This is a genomic window from Arthrobacter sp. zg-Y40, from assembly GCF_020731535.1.
Classification (GTDB): Bacteria; Actinomycetota; Actinomycetes; order Actinomycetales; family Micrococcaceae; genus Arthrobacter_B.
In genome coordinates this window covers 26,965-46,352 of sequence record NZ_JAJFZS010000001.1, presented here as the reverse complement: position 1 = coordinate 46,352, position 19,388 = coordinate 26,965, and the positions used below count along the sequence as shown (strand labels likewise).

Below are 19,388 nucleotides of genomic sequence, written 5' to 3'. Positions count from 1 at the left end.
TACTGCCCGCGCGGACTGCTTCGTGGCGGCGGCGGTTTCGGCGTTGGCTGCCGCAGCGTCCAGATCGGAGGAAGCGGTCGCCTCGGTGAGCTGCTCAGACATGTTCGGATTCCTCCCGCCAGGCACGGGCCTGGGCCTTCAGTGCTTCAGTGGGCTCGGCGTAAACGAAGTCGAACATTTCCCGGCCCGGCCGGACGCCGAGTGCTTCAACGCCCTCCCGGACGCGTTCGGCATTGGCCTTCGCGTCGGCAAGCGCGGTGTCCAGAAAGTCGGAGTCCGCGATGCCCTCTGCCAGGAGGCGGTCCGCCAGCAACTGGACGGGGTCCGTGCCGGCGTCGCGCCGTTCTTCCTCCAGGCTCCGGTAGCGGCCGGGGTCATCGCTGGTGGAGTGCGGGCCGCGGCGGTAGGTCATTGCTTCGATGAGGACGGGGCCGTGTCCGGCGCGGGCATGGGCGGCGGCCTCACGGGTGGCCAGGACGACGGCGGCGGCATCGTTGCCGTCCACCGTGATGGCGCGCATGCCGTACCCGGCGGCGCGGGCGGCGACGGTTCCGCCGGCCACCTGTGCTTCGGTAGGCAGCGAAATGGCCCAGCCGTTGTTCTGGACGAAGAAGATCACCGGCGCCTTCAGGACACCGGCAAAGTTCATGGCCTCGTGGACATCGCCCTGGGAGCTGGCACCGTCGCCGAAGTAGGTCAGGGCGACGCCGCGGGTATCCCCGCCCGAGAGGGTCTGGCCGTGGGCCCAGCCGACGGCGTGCAGCACGGATCCGCCCACCACTGCCTGGATGGGCGCAAGCCTGGTCTTCACCGGGTCATACAGTCCGCCGTGCCAGCTTGCTTTGTGGGTGGACATATAGGCGGTCATATCTACGCCCAGGGTCAGGGCCACGCCCATTTCCCGGTAGGTGGGGAAGATGAAGTCCCGCTGCGGGTCCATGGCGAAGGCGCTGCCCACCTGTGCCGCTTCCTGTCCCAGTTCGGGTGCGTAACCGGGAATGATGCCCTGGCGCTGCCAGGCGATGGCAGCGAGGTCCAGCTGCCGGACGGCGGTGACGAGCCGGTAGAGCTCGCGCAGTTCGTCCGAGGGCAGCGCTGCCGGTTGCTGAGTAGTGTCCATAACCGCAACCTAGTGTGTCCCGACACCTTGAGCAAACTTACCGCCAAACGTTGCACACTCTGTACAAATGTGTGACGTGCGCCGCGTTTACCCTAGGCAGTTTGCGCAGGAAGCGTCCCGCCGTGCTCCCGCCGTGCCCGTACAGCACATTCATTGGGAAGGGGGTGGAATCGGGCGGCATTGGGCGTAACGTTCGACGGACCTATCCCATGGTGAGTTAGGAGCCGGACATGTCAGGAAAGTCCCCGCAGGGATCCACTTCCAAGAAGCACGGCAAGGCACTCAAGGAGAAGCGGGCCGAAAAACGCGCGAAGAGCGCCGTCGAGTCCGAATTCCTGCCCAAGCGCCGCAAGGGCCGCTAGGCAGTTCCGACCGAACGCAGCCGGCCCGGCATCCTAGGCTGCCGGGCCGGCTGCCGGCCGGCGCCGGGCACTGCGCCGTTCGAACCGCCACGCCAGCAGGACCAGCACGGCGCTCAGTCCCGCCGTTGCGAGCAGCTGGACGCGCACGGCGTCGTCGAAGAAACCAAGGACCACAATGCCTGCCAGCAGAGCCAGGGCAAAGTAGGACAGCCACGGGAACGCCCACATTTTGAAGGTCAGTTCGGTGCCGGCCGCGTCGGCCCGGCGCCTCAGGATGATCTGGGAAACAATTGAGATGCCCCAAACCACCAGGCAGCTGGAGCCCACCAGGTTGAGCAGGATCATCAGCACGGTGTCCGGGTAGAGATAGTTCAGCACCACGCCAATAAACCCGAACGCCACGGAGGCCAGGACGGCCCGGCGCGGAACGCCGCCGGAGCTCAGGCGGCCAAGGGCTGCCGGAGCCCGTCCGCGCTCGCCCAGCGAGTAGGCCATCCGCGAGGCACCGTAGAGGTTGGCGTTCATCGCCGAGAGCAGGGCGATCACGATCACCACCGCCATCACGGTATCGGCGCCGGGAACCTTGGCAGCGTGGAGCACGGCCACGAACGGCCCGGTGCTCAGTGCTTCACTGTCCCAGGGCAGGACGGTGACCATCACCAGCACGGAGCCGATGTAGAAGACCAGGATCCGCCAGATCACGGAGCTGATGGCGGCGGCGATGTTTTTGGACGGTTCTTCCGTGTCTGCGGCGGCGATGGTGATGATTTCGGTGCCGCCGAAAGCGAACACCACCAGCAGCAGCCCGGAGGCGACGCCGGTCATCCCGTTGGGCATGAACCCGCCGTTGTTGAAGAGGTTGTCCACTCCCGGGGACGCCACGCCGGGCAGCCAGCCCGCAATGAACGCTACTCCGACGCCCAGGAAAATGATGATGGCGGCTACCTTGAGGATCGCGAACCAATACTCGAATTCACCCAGGCTTGCCGCCCCGGCCAGATTGACCGCGGTAAAGGCAATGATGAAGGCCAGTGCCAGGACCCACTGTTCGACGCCGGGGACCAGTGACGCCGTAATGGCCGCCGCCGCCGTCGCTTCCGCGGCAATCACGATCACGATCTGGAACCACCACAGCCAGCCGACGGTGGTGCCCGCGGTCCGCCCGAGCGCCTTTTCGGCGTAGACCGAGAAGGCCCCGCTGCTGGGGTCTGCGGCGGCCATTTCCCCCATCATCCGCATGATGAGGATGACCATGGTGCCGGCGATCAGGAAGGAAATCAGCACGGCCGGTCCGGCAGCGGCAATACCGGCGCCGGAACCCACAAATAATCCGGTGCCGATGGCGCTGCCCAGGCTCATCAGCACCAGGTGGCGCGGCTGCATCTTCCGCGGCGCAGAGGAATCCGCAGCCCCGGCGGGCGCTTGGGTGCTGGACGGGAGGGCGGATTGTGGCATGGAAAACAGGGCCTTAGAACGTTGGACTGGCTGCCGGTGCCGCCCGCCGGCCCCGTTCCGGCGGACGTGGCAGGTCTGTACACCGCATTCCATCTTAGAGCCGGTCTGTGTACCAGCTGGTCCGGGCCCGTGCCCGAGTGGCTCTACAATTTGTACACTGCCGCCTTTCTGTTAGCCCTCTAACTGCCTCGTAACTGCCCCGAAAGGACCCCATGCCAACCGACGCGCTGGACGCCCGCATCGTGACCCTTTTCACCGACAACCCCCGGATGTCGGTGCTGGAGGCCTCCCGCCGGTTGTCCGTTGCCCGTGCCACTGTGCAGGCCCGCTTGGACCGGATGCAGCAGACCGGGGTGATCGCCGGCTGGGGTCCGCGGATCGACGCCGAGGCCCTGGGCTATGACGTGGTGGCGTACTGTTCGCTGACCATCCGCCAGGACACCGGCCATGATGCGGTGGTAGCCGCCCTGTCCCGCATCCCCGAGATCCAGGAAGTGCACACCGTATCGGGGGAGAGCGACCTGCTGGCGCGGGTGGCAGCACGCTCCAACTCGGACCTGCAGCGGGTGATCGACGCCATTGTGGCTACCAATACCGTGCTGCGGACCTCTTCGGTGATTGTGCTCAACACGCACTTTGAGGGCCGGATGCTGCCGCTGCTGAATGCGGCCGCCGTTCCCGAGAGCTGATCCGCCGTGCCGCAACGGTAGGGGACCGGGTCCGCCTGCTGAAGTGGCCTGCGCCACAGTGCGGTTACACTCGGCCCATGCTTAGCGACACCACCCCACGCACAGCCCCTGCCACAGCACTGCGCACCGGCCTCGAGGCTGCTCCCAAACTGGCCCGTCTCCTGACCTTCCGAACGGTCTCTTCGCGCGTTCCCGAAGAGATGGAACCGGACCAGTTTGTTGGTTTCATCGCCGCCCTGCCCGAGCTGTTTCCCCGCGTCCACAAGGAGCTGGAAGTGGAGCGGATCAACGGCCTGGGCCTGCTGTACCGCTGGCCGGGCAGCGACACGTCGGGGAACGACACGGCAGGCCCCGCAACTGCAGACCCGGCGACCGGCGGCTCCCGAGGCCCGGTGGTCCTGATGGCGCACTACGACGTCGTCCCGGTTGAAGATCCGCAGCGGTGGGACCATCCGCCGTTCGCGGGCACCGTCACGGAGACGTCCATCTGCGGCCGCGGCGCCCTGGACGACAAGGGCGCCCTTGCCGCCGTCCTGGAAGCGGCCGAACAGCTTCTCGCCGAGGGCTTTGCCCCGCAGCAGGACCTCTACTTCTCCTTCGGCAACAACGAGGAAACCGCAGGCGACACCGCTGCCGCCGCCGCGGATCTGCTGGCCCGGCGCGGCATCCGTCCCTGGTTGGTGCTGGATGAGGGCGGCGCAGTGGCATCCGGAGCGTTTCCGTTCGTGTCCGCACCCCTGGCCGTGGTGGGCGTGGCCGAAAAGGGGATCCTCGACGTCGAACTGGCCACCGAGGACCAGGGCGGGCACGCCTCCACACCCAACCGGATGGGCGCGACGGCGAGGCTGGCCCGGGCGGTTGTCCGGCTGGACCGCCGTCCGTTCCCGGCGGCCCTGCCGGACGTCACCGTGGAAATGATCGAGCGGCTCTCCGGGTCCGCACCGTTGCTTCCCCGGCTGGTGCTGGGCAAGGTGCGGCGCCTGCGACCGGTGCTGACCCGGGTGTTCGGGCTGCTCGGCGGCGAACCCAATGCCATGACCCGCACCACCGTGGCCGTCACCCAGCTGCGCGGCAGCAAGGGCTCCAACGTCCTGGCCACCCGGGCCACGGCCAACGCGAACATCCGGGTAGCCGTGGGCTCCAGCGTGGAGTCCACACTGGTACACCTGCGCAAAATCATCAGCGACCCGAAGGTGTCCCTGCGGGTGGTGGAAGGCAATGAGCCCTCCCCGGTATCCGCTACGGACAATGCCCAGTTCGCGCTGCTGGAGGCCAGCATCCGCAGCAGCTTTCCCGACGCCGTTCCGGTGCCCTACATCATGCTCGGCGGCACCGATGCCCGCCGGTTCACGAACATCTGCGACGCGGTGTACCGGTTCGCGCCGTTCCGGATGAGCGCCGCGGACCGGGCAAGCATCCACGCCGACAACGAAAAAATAGGCATCGAAACCTTCGGTGAGGGCATCCTGTTCTACCGCACCCTGATGGGCGCGCTCTGATGCCGGCGGTGCCAGCCGCGCCGCCCGCCGGGCTGCGGATGATAGGCAGCGTCGTCGGTTTCCTGGTGCTGGTGGAACTGACCAGCGGCATCCTGCAGGGCTATTACACCCCCATGCTCACCGACATTGCCCGGCACCTGGGGATCGACGACGGCGATGTCAACTGGTTTGAATCCGCCCAGTTGATGCTCAGTGCCCTGGCTGTTCCCATCCTTGCGAAGCTGGGGGACATCTACGGCCACAAACGCATCCTGCTGGCCTCCACGGTGCTGACGGCCATCGCTTCCTGGGGCGTCGCATTTGCCCCGGATTTCTGGACCTTCCTGGCTGCCTGGTCGCTGCAGGGTTTCTACGTGGTCTGGCTGCCGATGGAAATCGCCCTGATCTTCAGCCGGCTGCGGCAGCAACCCAACCGCGCCGTGCTGACCCGCAAGGCGGCGGGGATCCTGGTGGGCGCGCTGGAACTGGGGGTCATCGGCGGCGCACTCGTGGGCGGGATGCTGGTGGAACAGTTCGCCGGCATGCTCTGGCTGACGCTTTCCATCCCGGCACTCGCTGTCACACTGTGCATTTTCGCCGTGCAGTTCGGGGTCCCTGAGTCCACCGCCCTGGACGGCGGCACCGTGGACCGGACGGGTTTTGCACTGCTCGCCTTCGGACTGCTGACGCTGACCTCGGGACTGACCTTCCTGCGGATCAACGGTCCGGAAACCTGGTGGGCCTGGGCTGTGCTGGCAGCCGGCGCGGCGGTTTTCATCCCGTTCGTCCGCTACGAGTCGGGGCGGAAGGATCCGCTGGTGGACTTCGCGATGCTGCGCAGTCCTGCCATGTGGCCGGTGCAGCTGACCGCCGGCCTGTTCGGCATCTCGGTGCTGGGAGCGCAGGCGCCCATGTCCACCTTCGCCCGCACCGACCCCGGCCAGCACGGCTACGGGCTAGGCCTGGAGGCCTCCCAGGTGTCCATCATTATCGGAAGCTATGTTCTGGCCCTGCTGGCCGGGGCGCTGCTCTTCCCGGCGGCGGCACGGCGGACCACCCCGCGCAATACCCTGGTGGGCGCGGCTGTGCTGGTCGGCGTCGGCTACGCCCTGTTCCTGCCCTTCCACGACACCCTGCCGCAGACGCTGGCGAACATGGTGGTGGCCGGGCTGGGATCCGGTGCCCTGGTGGCGGCGCTTCCGTCAGCTGCCGCGGCGGCAGCTCCGCTGAACCGGACCGGCATGGCCACCGGCCTGACCAACACCACCAAGGCCATCGGCGGGTCCTTCGCCTCAGCAGCATTCGGCATTGCCCTGGCCAGCGCGGCCGTGGATGCTCTGTCTCCGGCCGGTGCAACCGCCACTGCGGCACCGCTGGAGGGGTACCTGACGGTCTGGACGGTGTGCTCCGTGACGGCGTTCGTGGCGGCCGCGGTCCTGCTGATGGTGCCGCGGCTAGCATTTGCCGACCCGCCGTTGACGGCGGAGGAAGCGGCCGCCTGATCCCGCTAGTCCTCCAGGCTCGCCAGCACCTTATCCGTGAGTTCCTTGAGCCGGACCAGCTCCTCACCGTCCAATGCGGGGGTGAGGAGCTCGTGGATGCCGCGCACATGGATCCGTCCCAGGCGGCGCTGCACCGCCCGGCCTTCATCCGTTAGCGACAGTTCGACGCCGCGCTGGTCCTGTTCCGCCGGCCGTCGCTGCACCAGGCCCCGGGCCTCGAGCCGGTCCACCATCCGGCTGAGGCTGGGCTGGCTGATCAGCAGGTGCTCGTTGAGCTCATTTAGCCGGCTCCAGCCTCCGGGGCACCGGGTGAGGTTGAACAGGACGTCGTACTCGCGCATGGTGAGGTCCCGAAACTCAGGATCGCGCTGGAGGCGACGCATCACCCCCACCTGGACGCGGAAGAGGGATTCCCAGGTTTCGGCTGCCTGCTTCACGCTGGCGTCGTTGGAGGAGTGCATGCTCCCAGCCTACTGAACGCCGGCAGCGGCCGCCGACGGTGACGGTGCGGATGCCGGGACTGCACCGGCTGCATCGTTGCGGGCGGCCACGCGTGCGGCGTGCGTGGGGCCGTCCGGAACGCCCGCGGGGCGCCGGCTGTCGAGTTCCTTCCGCAGCTCCGGCAGGACGTATTCGCCGAAGAGGTCCAGCTGTTCCAGGACCGTCTTGAGCGGCAGTCCGGCGTGGTCAATCAGGAAAAGCTGGCGCTGGTAGTCGCCGAAGTACTCCTGGAACGTCAGCGTCTTCTCCAGCACCTCCTGCGGGCTGCCGACGGTCAGCGGGGTCTGGGCGGTGAAATCCTCCATGGTCGGGCCGTGCCCGTACACCGGGGCGTTGTCGAAGTAGGGCCGGAACTCGTTGATTGCGTCCTGGGAGTTCTTCCGCATGAAGAACTGCCCGCCCAGTCCCACAATGGCCTGGTCTGCGCGGCCGTGGCCGTAGTGCTCGTACCGTTCGCGGTACAGTCCGATGAGCTGCATGTAGTGCTCCTTCGGCCAGAAAATGTTGTTGGCGAAGAAGCCGTCACCGAAGTAGGCGGCAATTTCGGCTATCTGCGGCGTGCGGATGGAGCCGTGCCACACAAAGGGCGCGACGCCGTCGAGCGGAGGCGGCGTGGCGGTGAAGTTGCGCAGCGGGGTGCGGAACTTGCCTTCCCAGTTCACGGTGTCCTTGTCCCAGAGCTGGCGCAGCAGGTTGTAGTTCTCCACGGTCAGTTCCACTGAATCCTGCGGATCCTTGCCGAACCACGGGTACACCGGGGCAGTGTTGCCCCGGCCCAGGACCAGGTCCACGCGGCCGTCGGCCACGTGCTGGAGCATGGCAAAATCCTCGGCGATCTTCACCGGATCGTTGGTGGTGATCAGCGTGGTGGTGGTGGAGAGGATGATCCGCTCGGTCTGGGCGGCAATGTAGCCCAGGAGGGTGGTGGGGGAGCTGGCATAGAAGGGCGGGTTGTGGTGCTCGCCGGTGGCGTACACGTCCATGCCGATCTCTTCGACCTTGCGGGCGATGGCCACGGCTGCCTTGATCCGCTCACCCTCGGTGGGGATGCGGCCGGTGACGGGGTCGCGGGTGATGTCGCTGACGCTAAAGACGCCGATCTGCATGTTGGCCTCCGGAAGTTGGAATGGTCCTCAAAGTATATGCATACGCATACATTTTCCTTCCAACGGTTACCTGCCCCGGTTCATTCCCGGCTCCGGGCTGCGGCTAGGCATGCATCTCTGCCGTGCGCTCCCTGCGCAGTTGGCGCTTCTCGCGGGAACCCTCAACCAGCCGGTAGAGCACCGGCACCAGGATCAGCGTCAGGGCGGTGGAGGAGATCAGGCCGCCAATCACCACAATGGCGAGCGGGCGGGAAATGAACCCGCCCTCGCCGGTGACGCCCAGTGCCATCGGGGTCAGGGCGAACACCGTGGCCAGCGCGGTCATCAGGATCGGCCGCAGGCGCTGCCGGGCACCGCGGAAAATAGCGTCCTCCACGTTCATGCCCGGCCTGCCGTCCCGCGGCTGCCGGTACTGGTTGATCAGGTCCATCAGCACAATGGCGTTGGTCACCACAATGCCCACCAGCATCAGCATGCCTACCAGGGAAGGCAGGCCCAGCGGGACGCCGCTGACCAGCAGCAGCAGGATGGCGCCGGTGGCCGCGAAGGGAATGGAGACCAGCAGGATCAGCGGCTGCAGCAGGGACTTGAAGGTGGCCACCATGATCACGTACACAATGGCGATGGCAGCCAGCAGCGCCAGGCCGAGCTGGGTGAAGGACTCGTTCTGCTGGGTGGCGGCGCCGCTGAGTTCGGCGGTCACGCTGGCCGGCAGGTCCACCTCCGCCAGCCGGGCCTGGACTTCGGTGATGGCCGCACCCAGGTTGTCGCCCTCGGGGGAGACGGAGACGACGGCGGTGCGTTCGCCGCCGGAAGAGGAGACCGACGTCGGCACGGAGACCTCCTGGACGGTGGCCAGGTCGCGCAGCGGCACCGGACCGGAACCGGTCGGCACCGCGACACTGTTGAGCTGTTCCAGGGAAGTGATGGGCGTGCCCTCACCGATGAGCACCGGCAGGTCATCGGTGCCCAGCCGGACCGTGCCGGCCGGCAGCGGGCTGACGGTCGAGGCCACCAGCCCGGCGATCTGCTGCTCATTGAGGCCGGCGGCCACTGCCTTCGCCCGGTCGATGGTCACCTGGACCACCGGCTGGGAGGAGGAAAGGTTGCTGCTGGCCTCGGCGACGCCGGGCAGGTCGGACATGGCCGCCACAAGCGCGTCGCTGGCCGGCTGCAGATCAGCCGGGTCGCCGGCGGAGAGCTCAATGTCCACAGTGTTCGACGTGCCGAAACCGCCGCCCGTGCTGCCCAAGGTGACGTTGCCGGCGTCGTCCGCGTCCTCGATGGCCGTCCGGACGGTGTCGCGCAGTGCCACCTGGTCCACGCCCTCCTCGGTGATGACCGTGAAGTTCGCTACCGACGAGCCGCCCGCCGTGAACGCGGCCAGCCCGGAGGTTGAGGTGCCCATGGTGACCTGCACGTCCTTGACGCCGTCGATGCCGGAGAGGATGTCCTCCACCTTGCCGGCGGCCTCGGATGTGCGCTCCAGCGATGTGCCGGCGGGCAGTTCCTGCCGCACGCTGAAGTTGTTCTGGCCGGTGTCACCCAACAGGTTGGTCGGAAGCAGCGGCGTCATTGCCGCCGTGGCCAGGAGGATGATCAGCCCGGCAACCACGGTGTACACCGGGTGGCGCTGGGTGGTGCGCAGGACCGGCAGGTAACCGCGCTGCAGCATGGTCCGGGATTCGCGTTCCTCGGCTTCGGCACGGTACGCCTCGGGGTCGGCCACCGGCGGGGAGGACTTCAGGAACCAGTAGGCCAGCACCGGCACAATGGTCAGGGAGACCAGCAGCGAGGCCAGGAGGGCCAGCGTGGTGGTGACAGCGAAGGGCCGGAACAGCTCGCCGGCGAGGCCGCCCACAAACGCAATGGGAGCGAACACCGCCACGGTGGTGAGCGTGGACGCCGTCACGGCGCCGGCCACTTCCCGCACGGCGGTGAGGATGGCCGTGCGTTTGTCCTCGCCGTAGCCCAGGTGCCGCTTGATGTTTTCGATGACGACGATCGAGTCGTCCACCACCCGGCCAATCGCGATGGTCAGGGCGCCGAGGGTGAGGATGTTCAGGGAGTAGCCGAATGCCAGCAAGCCGATGAAGGTCACCAGCAGGGACAGCGGAATGGAGACAGCGGTGACCAGCGTGGAGCGGATGGAGAGCAGGAAAACCAGGATGACCAGCACAGCGAAGCCCAGCCCGAGCAGGCCTTCGGTGGTGAGGTCGGAAATGGACTGCTCAATGAAGGGCGCCTGGTCAAAGACCACGGTGAATTCCGCGCCGTTGCCCAGTTCCTCCTGCAGCGACGGCAGCAGGTCCATGACCTCGTGCGAGATGCCGACCGTGTCTCCGGCCGGGGTCTTGGTGACGGACACGGCCAGCGTCGCTTCGCCGTTGGTCCGGGTGATGGAGGTGGCTTCATCTTCGGTGATGTTTACGGTTGCCACGTCTCCGATGGTGACCGGTGCGCCGTCGCCGTTGCCGCCGGCGGACTCGACCGGGAGGGCGGAAATCTTCTCCAGGCTGTCCAGCGGTGCGCCCACCTGGATGGAGAGGGTCCGGCCGTCCTCATTAACGGTTCCGGCGGGCAGCAGTGCGCCGCTGTTTTCCAGCGCATCCACTATGGCGGCGGGCGTGACGCCCAGCCGGGCGAAGGCGGCGTCGTCGGGAAGGATGGCGACGTGCCGGGTGGATCCGCCGGTGACTTCTGCTGTCCGGACGCCTTCGATTTTCTGCAGGCGGGGAACGGTCAGGCGCTGCAGGTCCGCATTGAGCTCGGCCAGCGGTTCATCGGAGGACACCGCCAGATAGACGATGGGGAAATCACTGATGCTGCCGGCCAGCGACTGCGGATTGGCATCCTCGGGCAGCAGCTGCCGGGAATTGGAGATTGCACGGTCCACCTGCCCGCGGGCCCGGTCCAGGTCCGTGCCGTAGGCAAAGGTGAGGCTGATGGTGGAGATCCCGGAACGGGACGTGGCCGAGGAATCTTCCAGGCCTTCGACGGCGGTCAGCGCCCCTTCCAGCGGTTCGCTGACCTGGGCATCCACCACCTCGGGGGAGGCGCCGGGCAGGGCAGTTATGACGCTGATCTGCGGGAACTCCAGCGACGGGATCAGCTCCTGCTTCAGGGAGCTCATGGAAATGACGCCGAAAACCGCCACGAACACCGTGATCAGGGCAATGAGCGCCCGGTTGGAGAGGGACAGCTTGGCCAAACGGTCCATGATCCTGCCTTAGGAAGGGCGAACTGGAGAAGGGGAGGTGGTGCAGCGCCGAATGCCCGGCGCCTGAAACAGAGTGCGGCGCAGGCCCGCCGTGAAGGCAGGCCTGCGCCGCGGTGCCGTTCCTAGGACAGGCCCAGGACCTTGCTCGTGTCGGCGTTGATCTCTTCCATCAAACGCTCGTTTTCGTTGAGCTTGACGCCGTAGCCCGGGATCATTTCCTTGATCTTCGGTTCCCAGCCGTCGAATTGGCGGGGGAACGCACGCTTGAGCAGGTTGATCATGATGGGCGGTGCCGTGGAGGCTCCGGGGGATGCGCCCAGCAGGGCGCCGATGGAACCGTCTGCGGCGGTGATGAGTTCGGTGCCGAACTGCAGCACACCGCCCTTCTTCGGGTCCTTCTTGATGACCTGGACGCGCTGGCCCGCTGTGATGAGGTCCCAGCCCTCGGTCTTGGCGGAGGGCATGAATTCCTGCAGTGCGGCCGTTTTGCCTTCGCGGGTCTTCAGGACTTCGGTGACGAGGTACTTGACCAGGCTCATGTTGTCCTTGGCCACGCCCAGCATCGGCACGAGGTTGGACGGCCGGACCGAGAGCGGCAGGTCCAGGTAGGAACCGGTCTTCAGGAATTTGGGTGAGAAGCCGCCGTACGGGCCGAACAGCAGGGAACGCTGTCCGTTGACGAACCGGGTGTCCAGGTGCGGCACGGACATGGGCGGGGCACCCACGGAAGCCTGGCCGTACACCTTGGCGTTGTGGCGGGCAATGATGGACTCATCCGTGGAGCGCAGGAACTGGCCGGAGACGGGGAAGCCGCCGAAGCCCTTGCCCTCGGGGATGCCGGAGGCCTGGAGCAGGTGCAGTGCGCCGCCGCCGCCGCCGATGAAGACGAACTTGGCGCTGACGGTGCGGGCGGTGCCGGTGGCCAGGTCCTTGACCTTGACGTCCCAGCCGCCGGTGGAGGAACGGGATACGTTGCCCACTTCGTGGCGGAAGTGCATGTTCACCCCGTTGGCGCCGAGGTAATTGGTCAGTTCGCGGGTCAGCGCACCGAAATCGACGTCGGTGCCGCCGACCACGCGGGAGGCTGCAACCCGCTGGGAGGGGTCGCGGCCTTCCATGATCAGGGGGGCCCACTCCGCCAGCTCGGCCGGATCCTCGGAGAATTCCATGGTCTTGAAGAGGGGCTGCGCGCTCAGCGATTCCCAGCGGCGGCGCAGGTACTCCGAATGCGCGTCGCCCCAAACAAAGCTCATGTGCGGCAGCGGATTAATGAAGTTGTTGGAGATGTGGCCTGCAGAGACCAGATGCGACCAGAACTGCCGGGAAACCTGGAACTGCTCGTTGATGCCCACCGCCTTCGCCGGGTCAACGGAGCCGTCGGCTGCGGCCGGGCTGTAGTTCAGTTCACAGAGCGCGGCGTGGCCGGTTCCCGCGTTGTTCCACGGGTCGGAGCTTTCCAGCCCTGCGCGGTCGAGGCGCTCATAGAGGGAGATGTCCCAATCCGGCGCCAGCTGCTTCAGGAACGCCCCGAGGGTCGCGCTCATGATGCCGCCGCCGATCAGCAGTACATCTGTTTTCGTTGCGGAATTATCCGCCGGGCTATTTGCAGTCAACTTCGTCTCCAGTCGCGTGGGCGCTAGCCATAGAAGCGTATCCCTGAGCAGGTGGCTTCCTAAAATTATCGCCTACTTGCACTGCTTTGCCGGGGCAAACCGCAACCGGTCCGGTAAAGGCCCCGGCGCCTCAGCGGTCCGCGAGGGAGATTCGGTTGAAGACTTCGTGGAGGACGGGGCTGGTGGGGTAGGACGCGACGCGGGGGGACAGCGCCAGGGCAGAGATGGGGAAGGCGAGCGGGATAGCCGGTACGCGCTCGGAAATCCGGTTGGTAATCGCGTGGTAGGCGTCAGTTTGATCCTGGCCCTCGCCCAGCGTGCGCGCCTTCTCGACGCCGGTGAATACTTCCGGGTCGTTGAACGCGAATTCCTCGGTGTAGCGCCCAAAGAGCGTGCCGACAAAGTTGTCGCCGGCTTCGTAACTGCCGGCCAGCCCCAGCAGGTGGAAGGCCCGGTCTTCCTTGCCATGCACCTTTTCCAAGTAGCCCTCGGACCAGTCCACCGGGACCGGGCGGATGTTGAAGCCGGCAGCGGTCAGCTGGCTGCTGAGCCGGGCATAGACCTTTTCGGGCGTGGGCAGGTAACTGCGGGTAACGTGCCGGGGATAGTAGAACGGCAGCTCCCGGCCGTCATACCCGGCTTCGATGAGCAGTTCCTTGGCCTTCTCCGGTTCGTAGCCGTAACCGGTGGCCGAGTCGGACGTCAGTCCCAGCTTTTCCGGCAGGAACTGGTTGGCAGGCTTGGTGCCGTTGAGGAACAGGCCGTCCAGGACGGCAGGCTTGTCGATGGCGTGCGCCACCGCACGGCGCATCAGGACGTTGTCCAGTCCGGGGAAGCTCTGGTTGATGCCCAGGTACAGGATGGAATACGGATCGCGCTGCTGGATCTGCTGGCCGTTGCGCGCCAGTTCGCCGACGTCGTTCACCGTAACCAGGTCGTAGCCGTCCACCTCGCGCTTCTTCAGGGCACGCAGGCGGCCCTCGGGGCTGTTGATCGTCCTGAAGACCACGGTCCCGATCTGGCCGGGTTCGCCCCAGTATTCCGGGTAGGCCGTCAGTTCAATGGTGTCTTCGTCCCATGTGCCGAAGCGGTAAGGGCCGGTGCCTACGGGATGGACGCCGTAGGCGGAGATCTTGCGCCCGTTGAGTTCCCGGGTCAGCTCGTCCGCGCTTGCCTCGGCCAGTGCCTTCGGTGATGACATGGCGAACGCCGGTGCTGCGAGGGCGGGAATGAAGCTGTCCAGGGGCTCGGTCAGGATGACCCGGACGGTGTATTCGCCTACCGGAACGCAGTCCTTGTAGACGGTGAGGGCGGGCGTATCCGAGTAGCCCCGGAATACCGACTTGTACATCAGCGAATCGGTGCGCACGGACTCGGGCATGTTGTACCAGCGTTCAAAGTTCCGCCGTACGGCTTCGGCGTTGAAGGGCTCACCGTCGTGGAAGGTCACGTCCTGCCGCAGTTCGAACGTATAGGTCCTGCGGTCCTCGGACTGCGTCCAGCTTTTGGCCAGCAGGGGTGTGGGGGCCGAGGTCAGGGCGTCCACGCCCACCAGCCCCTCAAGGACCTGCCGGGTGACCCGGTAGGACTCAGTGTCGGAGGCGAGGGCCGGATCCAGGGTGACCGGACGCGCCGCCGTCGCGAAGGTGAAGCGGGCGGAAGGGCCGGTAGGTGCGGTCGTGCCGGCTGCAGCCGTGGGCTTGTCTTCGGCGGCTTCGGCCGTGCAGCCGGCAAGCATGAAGGCTGCCGCTGCTGCCCCGGCCCTGATGATGGAACGGCGGGAGAGGGAAGGACCGCTGGGGCCGGAACTGGCCCGGGCTGGTTCCCGTCCGGGTTCTGCTGTGCCGGGTTTTACTGGGTCGGATCGGGTCACGGTGATACTCCTCCGGGACGCTCCATCCCTCCGTTTTGATGATTTCCCATTCTAAATGATTAAAAACCGGTAAACACCGGTGAGACACGCGTCACAAGAGGTGCCGGTGGGGCAGGATGGGGAAATGACTGATTTGAGCGCTGATACGCCCCTGCTCGAGGTGAGCAACCTCGCGGTTAATTTCCGCACCATGGACGGCGAAGTGTCCGCCGTCCGCAACGCCGGGTTCTCCTTGCCCGCAGGCAAGACACTGGCCATTGTGGGGGAGTCCGGCTCCGGGAAGTCCACCACGGCTATGGCCGTCATCGGCCTGCTGCCGGGCAACGGCACAGTGGCGTCGGGCAGCATTCGCTTCGACGGTCAGGAACTGGTGGGACTGCCCGAGGCGAAAATGCGGGCCATTCGGGGCCGGTCCATCGGCCTGGTGCCGCAGGACCCGATGTCCAACCTGAACCCGGTGACCAAAATCGGAACCCAGGTTGCCGAGACCCTGCTGGTGCACGGCATGGCCACCGCGAAGGACGTGGACCGCAAGGTTGTGGAGGTCCTGACCGCCGCCGGACTGCCCAACGCCGCTGAACGAGCCAAGCAGTACCCGCATGAATTTTCCGGCGGCATGCGCCAGCGGGCCCTGATCGCCATTGGCCTGGCCTGCCGTCCCCGGCTCTTGATTGCCGATGAACCCACGAGTGCGCTGGACGTAACGGTCCAGCGGACCATCCTTGACCAGATCGACCGCATGACGGAAGAACTGGGCACATCGGTCCTGCTGATTACCCACGACCTCGGGCTCGCGGCCGAGCGTGCCTCCGAACTGGTGGTGATGCACCGCGGTGAAGTCGTGGAGACTGGACCGGCCCGCCAGCTGCTGGAGGACCCGCAGCACCCGTACACCCAGTCATTGGTCCGGGCCGCCCCCAGCGTGGCGGCGGTCCGGCTCCGCCCGGGCGCCTTCAGCGCGGCGGGGGATGCGGAGGAGAGTGGAGCTGCCGCCGGAACGGACACAGCGGACGACGCCGCCCCGGACAACATTGTCGAATTCCGGGACCTCACCAAGGTCTTCAAGATCCGCGGCCGGGCGGATGATTTTTATGCGGCCCGGAACGTTACCCTGGACATTCCGCGCGGCCGCACCGTGGCTATTGTGGGGGAGTCCGGTTCGGGGAAGACCACCACGGCGCGGATGCTGCTCAAGCTTATTGAGCCCACATCGGGGACCATGACCTTCGACGGGATGGACGTTGCGTCGCTGAACAAGGTCCAGCTGCGCGACTTCCGGCAGCGGGTGCAGCCTATCTTCCAGGACCCGTACTCCTCCCTGGACCCCATGTACACCATTGAGCGGATCCTTGAGGAGCCGCTGAAGACCTACCGCCGCGGCAACAAGGCCGAGCGGCAGCAGCGCGTCCGGGAACTCATGGACCAGGTGGCACTGCCGCAGGAGATGCTGCACCGCTATCCGGCCGAGCTTTCCGGCGGGCAGCGCCAGCGCGTGGCTATTGCCCGTGCCCTGGCGCTCAAGCCTGAGCTGATCGTCTGCGACGAGCCGGTCTCCGCGCTGGATGTGCTGGTCCAGGCCCAGATCCTGCAGTTGCTAGGGGACCTGCAGCGCGAGTTCGGGCTCAGTTACCTCTTTATCTCCCATGACCTGGCCGTGGTCCGGCTGATCTCCGACTACGTCTGCGTGATGAAGGACGGGGAACTGGTGGAGGCAGCGACGTCGGAAGAGGTCTTCTCCAACCCGCGCCACCCGTACACGCGCAGGCTCCTGGCCTCCATTCCGGGCAATGAACTGAACATTGAGGACAAACTGGACGTGGAAGGCGAGCTGGCTTCCTAGCCATGGGAGCAGGACGGGGTGCGGAAGAAGCAGCATTGGAAGCGGAACTGGAGCAGATCCTTGCCGCCCGGAACCGGGAGGCGATGGAGCCGACCATCAGGGCCCTGCTCGACGTCGACCGGCGCTTTCCGGAGAACCCGCGCGTTCTCTACGAAGTGGGGGGTGCCTATGACACAGCGGGGGAGGAGGACACTGCAGCAGGCTTCTACGAGCGTGCGCTCGCCGGCGGCCTGGACGGCGATGTCCTGCGGCGGTGCTATCTGCAGTACGGGAGCACCCTGCCGGATCCTGGGCCGGGTGGAGGAATCCCTGGCGGTGTTCGCCCGGGCCCGCCGGGAATATCCGGACTCGGTGGCGCTGGGGGTCTTCGAGGCGCTGACGCTGCATGCCGGCGGCCGGGCGGACAGCGCGCTCGCAGGCATGCTGGAACTGCTGGCGGACAACGTTTCCGCCGCGGAGCTGGACCGGTACAAACCGGCGATCCGGGGCAACGCCGGGTATCTGCGGTCCCTGGACAGTGAGTAGCAGTGCAAGACAGTGAGTAGCAAAGCAAGACAGTGAGTAGCAAAGCAAAAGGTCCCACCCGATGCGGGTGGGACCTTTTGCTTTACTGCCGGGCTACTTCCGGCGCGTCTTGGGATCCAGCGCTTCCCGCAGGGACTCGCCCAGCAGGGTGAAGCCCAGCGCGGTGATGGCAATGCAGATGCCCGGCAGGAATGCCAGCTGGGGCGCCACGCCGAGTTCGGCCTGCGCGTAGGTGAGCATCCGCCCCCACTCCGCGGTCTGCGGCAGTCCGCCGCCGAGGCCGAGGAAGGACAGGGCTGCAGCGTCGATCACCGCAGTCGCGAGTGTCAGCGTCGCCTGGACAATCAGCGGTCCGGTGCTGTTGGGCAGCAGGTGGCTCATGGTGATGGTCCGCCGGCTCAGTCCGAGGGTCTGCGCCGAGAGAATGTAGTCGGCGCTGCGCTGGGAGATCATCGAGGAGCGCAGCAGCCGCGCGAAGATCGGCACCTGGGACACGCCGATGGCGATCATGATCGCAGCGGAGCTCTGTCCCATCATGGCGGCGATACTGACCGCGAGCAGCAGGTTCGGAACCGACAGAAGGATGTCCACAAAGCGCATGATGACGCTGTCCACCCAGCCGCCCAGGCCGCCGGCAAGGACGCCGAGCAGCATTCCGCCCAGCAGGCCGAGGGCGGTGGAAACCACACCGATGATCAGCGACGCGCGGGCGCCCCAGAGCAGCTTGGACAGCACGTCTCCGCCGAAGCGGTCCAGTCCAAGCGGATAGCCGTCGATGGCGCCGGGGCCCGGAATGCTGGTGGGGGTGATGTTCGTGCGGCCGGGCAGATCATTGCCGCCGTACGGAGCCAGCAGCGGGGCGAGAAGTGCCACCAGGATAAAGAGACCGACAATTACGGCACCGGCAACGGCGGCCGGATTGCGGCGAAGCCGGCGGAAGGCATCTTTCCACATGCCGCTTTCGGCGGCCGGCTTGGCGGTGGGTGCACCTTCGGGAAGAACGGACCCGCCTGCTGCGGGGGGCAGAGTAGTACTCACTGGACACGCACCCTTGGATCGATGAAGCCGTAGGACACGTCAACCAGCAGGTTGATCAATGAGTACGCCACGGCAATGAAGACGATGAATCCCTGCAGCACGGGGTAGTCGAGGGCAAAAATTGCGTCCCTCAGGAATTTTCCTATCCCGCTGAAGGCAAAGACGGTTTCGGTCAGCACCGCGCCGGAGATCAGCAGCCCGGTCTGCAGGCCGATGGTGGTGGTGACCGGCAGCATGGCATTGCGCAGGATGAACCGTCCGCGGATGGTTTTTTCCATCAGCCCCTTCGCCCGGGCCGTTCGGACGTAGTCCGCACCCTGGACTTCCAGGACAGACGCGCGGGTAATGCGCACAATAATCGCCAGCGGGATGGTGCCCAGGGCAATCGCCGGCAGCACAAGGTGCAGGATGGCATCCCAGGAGGCGTCCCATTCCCGTGTCAGCAGCCCGTCCAGTACAAAGAAGTCCGTGACGTGCGTGGCATTGATCCGCGGGTCCTGACGTCCGTCGGTGGGGAACCACCCCAGCTGGATGGCCAGTACCCATTTGAGAATGAAGGCCAGGAAAAAGACCGGCACGGTGATGCCGATGAGCGAGAGGACAACGGAGGAGTGGTCCCAGAAACGTCCGTAATGCCGGGCGGCCAGGTAGCCGAGCGGAATGCCGATGCCGATGGCGAAGATCAGCGCAACGACGGCCAGTTCCACTGTGGCCGGGAAACGGGTGCCGAATTCCTCCAGGACGGAACGCCCGGTGACGATGGAGGTGCCGAAGTCGCCCTTGAGGAGCTTCCCGACGTAGGTGAAGTACTGCTCGATCAGGGGACGGTCAAATCCGTAGGCCTTATTGATATTCGCAATGGCTTCCGGTGAGGCCTTGTCTCCGAGCAGGGCCGTGGCCGGACCTCCGGGCAAGTTGCGCACCCAAAGGAACAGCAGGATGGACAGGCCTATGAGGGTGGGAATCAGCATAAGCAGGCGTTTGCCGATGACTCGTAGCACGAGCGTCCTTTCCCAGCCGTGGAAGCTGGAGGATCTGGTGGGGAAAAAGACTGGAACACGCGTAA

The 19,388-nt window shown here is 66.2% G+C and carries 15 protein-coding genes and 1 pseudogene; 7 read left to right on the top strand and 9 right to left on the bottom strand.

Annotated features, from left to right (window positions below):
• Positions 1-94 precede the first annotated feature (94 nt).
• Positions 95-1,120 carry a thiamine pyrophosphate-dependent enzyme gene (locus LJ754_RS00195; RefSeq protein ID WP_227924877.1) on the bottom strand — a complete coding sequence of 342 codons (1,026 nt, stop codon included), beginning with the start codon at positions 1,118-1,120 and terminating at the stop codon, positions 95-97.
• 230 nt (positions 1,121-1,350) lie between these two features.
• Here LJ754_RS00195 and LJ754_RS16800 point away from each other — a divergent pair, with 230 nt between their 5' ends.
• A complete protein-coding gene (locus LJ754_RS16800; protein WP_269437464.1) occupies positions 1,351-1,482 on the top strand; it encodes a hypothetical protein in 132 nt (43 codons plus the stop codon).
• Positions 1,483-1,515: 33 nt separating this feature from the next.
• Here LJ754_RS16800 and LJ754_RS00190 read toward each other — a convergent pair whose 3' ends face one another.
• Positions 1,516-2,937, bottom strand: a complete 1,422-nt coding sequence (locus tag LJ754_RS00190) for an amino acid permease (RefSeq protein ID WP_227924876.1) — start codon at positions 2,935-2,937, stop codon at positions 1,516-1,518.
• 212 nt (positions 2,938-3,149) lie between these two features.
• Here LJ754_RS00190 and LJ754_RS00185 point away from each other — a divergent pair, with 212 nt between their 5' ends.
• The 3 genes from LJ754_RS00185 (at position 3,150) to LJ754_RS00175 (ending at position 6,606) form a co-directional block, all read left to right on the top strand.
• Positions 3,150-3,626, top strand: a complete 477-nt coding sequence (locus LJ754_RS00185; protein ID WP_227914443.1) for an Lrp/AsnC family transcriptional regulator — start codon at positions 3,150-3,152, stop codon at positions 3,624-3,626.
• A gap of 77 nt (positions 3,627-3,703) precedes the next feature.
• Positions 3,704-5,125 (top strand): M20/M25/M40 family metallo-hydrolase, encoded by a 1,422-nt coding sequence (locus tag LJ754_RS00180; RefSeq protein ID WP_227924875.1) that lies wholly within the window; start codon positions 3,704-3,706, stop codon positions 5,123-5,125.
• Positions 5,125-6,606 carry an MFS transporter gene (locus LJ754_RS00175; RefSeq protein WP_227924874.1) on the top strand — a complete coding sequence of 494 codons (1,482 nt, stop codon included), beginning with the start codon at positions 5,125-5,127 and terminating at the stop codon, positions 6,604-6,606. The genes LJ754_RS00180 and LJ754_RS00175 overlap by 1 nt, the downstream gene beginning before the upstream one ends.
• 5 nt (positions 6,607-6,611) lie before the next feature.
• On the opposite strand, the gene LJ754_RS00170 is transcribed toward LJ754_RS00175, so the two are convergent.
• The 5 genes from LJ754_RS00170 to LJ754_RS00150 all read right to left on the bottom strand — a co-directional run bounded on the left by LJ754_RS00170 (position 6,612) and on the right by LJ754_RS00150 (position 14,919).
• The gene (locus tag LJ754_RS00170) at positions 6,612-7,067 is read right to left on the bottom strand and encodes a MarR family winged helix-turn-helix transcriptional regulator (RefSeq protein ID WP_227914437.1); all 456 of its coding nucleotides are present in this window, start codon (positions 7,065-7,067) and stop codon (positions 6,612-6,614) included.
• 9 nt (positions 7,068-7,076) lie between these two features.
• On the bottom strand, positions 7,077-8,213 hold the full coding sequence (locus LJ754_RS00165) for an LLM class flavin-dependent oxidoreductase (protein WP_227924873.1): 1,137 nt from the start codon (positions 8,211-8,213) through the stop codon (positions 7,077-7,079).
• Positions 8,214-8,316: 103 nt separating this feature from the next.
• Positions 8,317-11,433 (bottom strand): efflux RND transporter permease subunit, encoded by a 3,117-nt coding sequence (locus LJ754_RS00160; protein ID WP_227924872.1) that lies wholly within the window; start codon positions 11,431-11,433, stop codon positions 8,317-8,319.
• 122 nt (positions 11,434-11,555) lie between these two features.
• A complete protein-coding gene (locus LJ754_RS00155) occupies positions 11,556-13,046 on the bottom strand; it encodes a malate:quinone oxidoreductase (RefSeq protein ID WP_227924871.1) in 1,491 nt (496 codons plus the stop codon).
• A gap of 130 nt (positions 13,047-13,176) precedes the next feature.
• Positions 13,177-14,919 carry an ABC transporter substrate-binding protein gene (locus LJ754_RS00150; RefSeq protein WP_227924870.1) on the bottom strand — a complete coding sequence of 581 codons (1,743 nt, stop codon included), beginning with the start codon at positions 14,917-14,919 and terminating at the stop codon, positions 13,177-13,179.
• Positions 14,920-15,043: 124 nt separating this feature from the next.
• Between LJ754_RS00150 and LJ754_RS16795 the strand changes: the two genes are divergently transcribed.
• From LJ754_RS16795 to LJ754_RS16665, 3 genes and pseudogenes are all read left to right on the top strand, one after another.
• Positions 15,044-16,759, top strand: coding sequence for an ABC transporter ATP-binding protein (locus LJ754_RS16795; protein WP_227914430.1), 1,716 nt, complete (start codon positions 15,044-15,046; stop codon positions 16,757-16,759).
• Between the two features lie 2 nt (positions 16,760-16,761).
• Positions 16,762-16,980 (top strand): annotated as a pseudogene (locus tag LJ754_RS16890) (hypothetical protein); the annotation flags it as partial.
• Positions 16,981-17,056: 76 nt separating this feature from the next.
• On the top strand, positions 17,057-17,284 hold the full coding sequence (locus tag LJ754_RS16665) for a hypothetical protein (RefSeq protein ID WP_331461504.1): 228 nt from the start codon (positions 17,057-17,059) through the stop codon (positions 17,282-17,284).
• Positions 17,285-17,377: 93 nt separating this feature from the next.
• Here LJ754_RS16665 and LJ754_RS00135 read toward each other — a convergent pair whose 3' ends face one another.
• The gene (locus LJ754_RS00135; RefSeq protein ID WP_227914426.1) at positions 17,378-18,322 is read right to left on the bottom strand and encodes an ABC transporter permease; all 945 of its coding nucleotides are present in this window, start codon (positions 18,320-18,322) and stop codon (positions 17,378-17,380) included.
• On the bottom strand, positions 18,319-19,323 hold the full coding sequence (locus tag LJ754_RS00130; RefSeq protein ID WP_227914424.1) for an ABC transporter permease: 1,005 nt from the start codon (positions 19,321-19,323) through the stop codon (positions 18,319-18,321). Before LJ754_RS00130 ends, LJ754_RS00135 begins: the two co-directional genes overlap by 4 nt.
• Positions 19,324-19,388: the final 65 nt, after the last annotated feature.

What these genes read in the sequence shown, in the direction of transcription:
- LJ754_RS00175 (WP_227924874.1), top strand. Translation starts at nt 5,125, where the DNA reads ATGCCGGCGGTGCCAGCCGCGCCGCCCGCCGGGCTGCGGATGATAGGC.
- LJ754_RS00170 (WP_227914437.1), bottom strand. Translation starts at nt 7,067, where the DNA reads ATGCACTCCTCCAACGACGCCAGCGTGAAGCAGGCAGCCGAAACCTGG.
- LJ754_RS16795 (WP_227914430.1), top strand. Translation starts at nt 15,044, where the DNA reads ATGACTGATTTGAGCGCTGATACGCCCCTGCTCGAGGTGAGCAACCTC.
- LJ754_RS00165 (WP_227924873.1), bottom strand. Translation starts at nt 8,213, where the DNA reads ATGCAGATCGGCGTCTTTAGCGTCAGCGACATCACCCGCGACCCCGTC.
- LJ754_RS00185 (WP_227914443.1), top strand. Translation starts at nt 3,150, where the DNA reads ATGCCAACCGACGCGCTGGACGCCCGCATCGTGACCCTTTTCACCGAC.
- LJ754_RS00190 (WP_227924876.1), bottom strand. Translation starts at nt 2,937, where the DNA reads ATGCCACAATCCGCCCTCCCGTCCAGCACCCAAGCGCCCGCCGGGGCT.
- LJ754_RS00180 (WP_227924875.1), top strand. Translation starts at nt 3,704, where the DNA reads ATGCTTAGCGACACCACCCCACGCACAGCCCCTGCCACAGCACTGCGC.
- LJ754_RS00195 (WP_227924877.1), bottom strand. Translation starts at nt 1,120, where the DNA reads ATGGACACTACTCAGCAACCGGCAGCGCTGCCCTCGGACGAACTGCGC.
- LJ754_RS16800 (WP_269437464.1), top strand. Translation starts at nt 1,351, where the DNA reads ATGTCAGGAAAGTCCCCGCAGGGATCCACTTCCAAGAAGCACGGCAAG.
- LJ754_RS00160 (WP_227924872.1), bottom strand. Translation starts at nt 11,433, where the DNA reads ATGGACCGTTTGGCCAAGCTGTCCCTCTCCAACCGGGCGCTCATTGCC.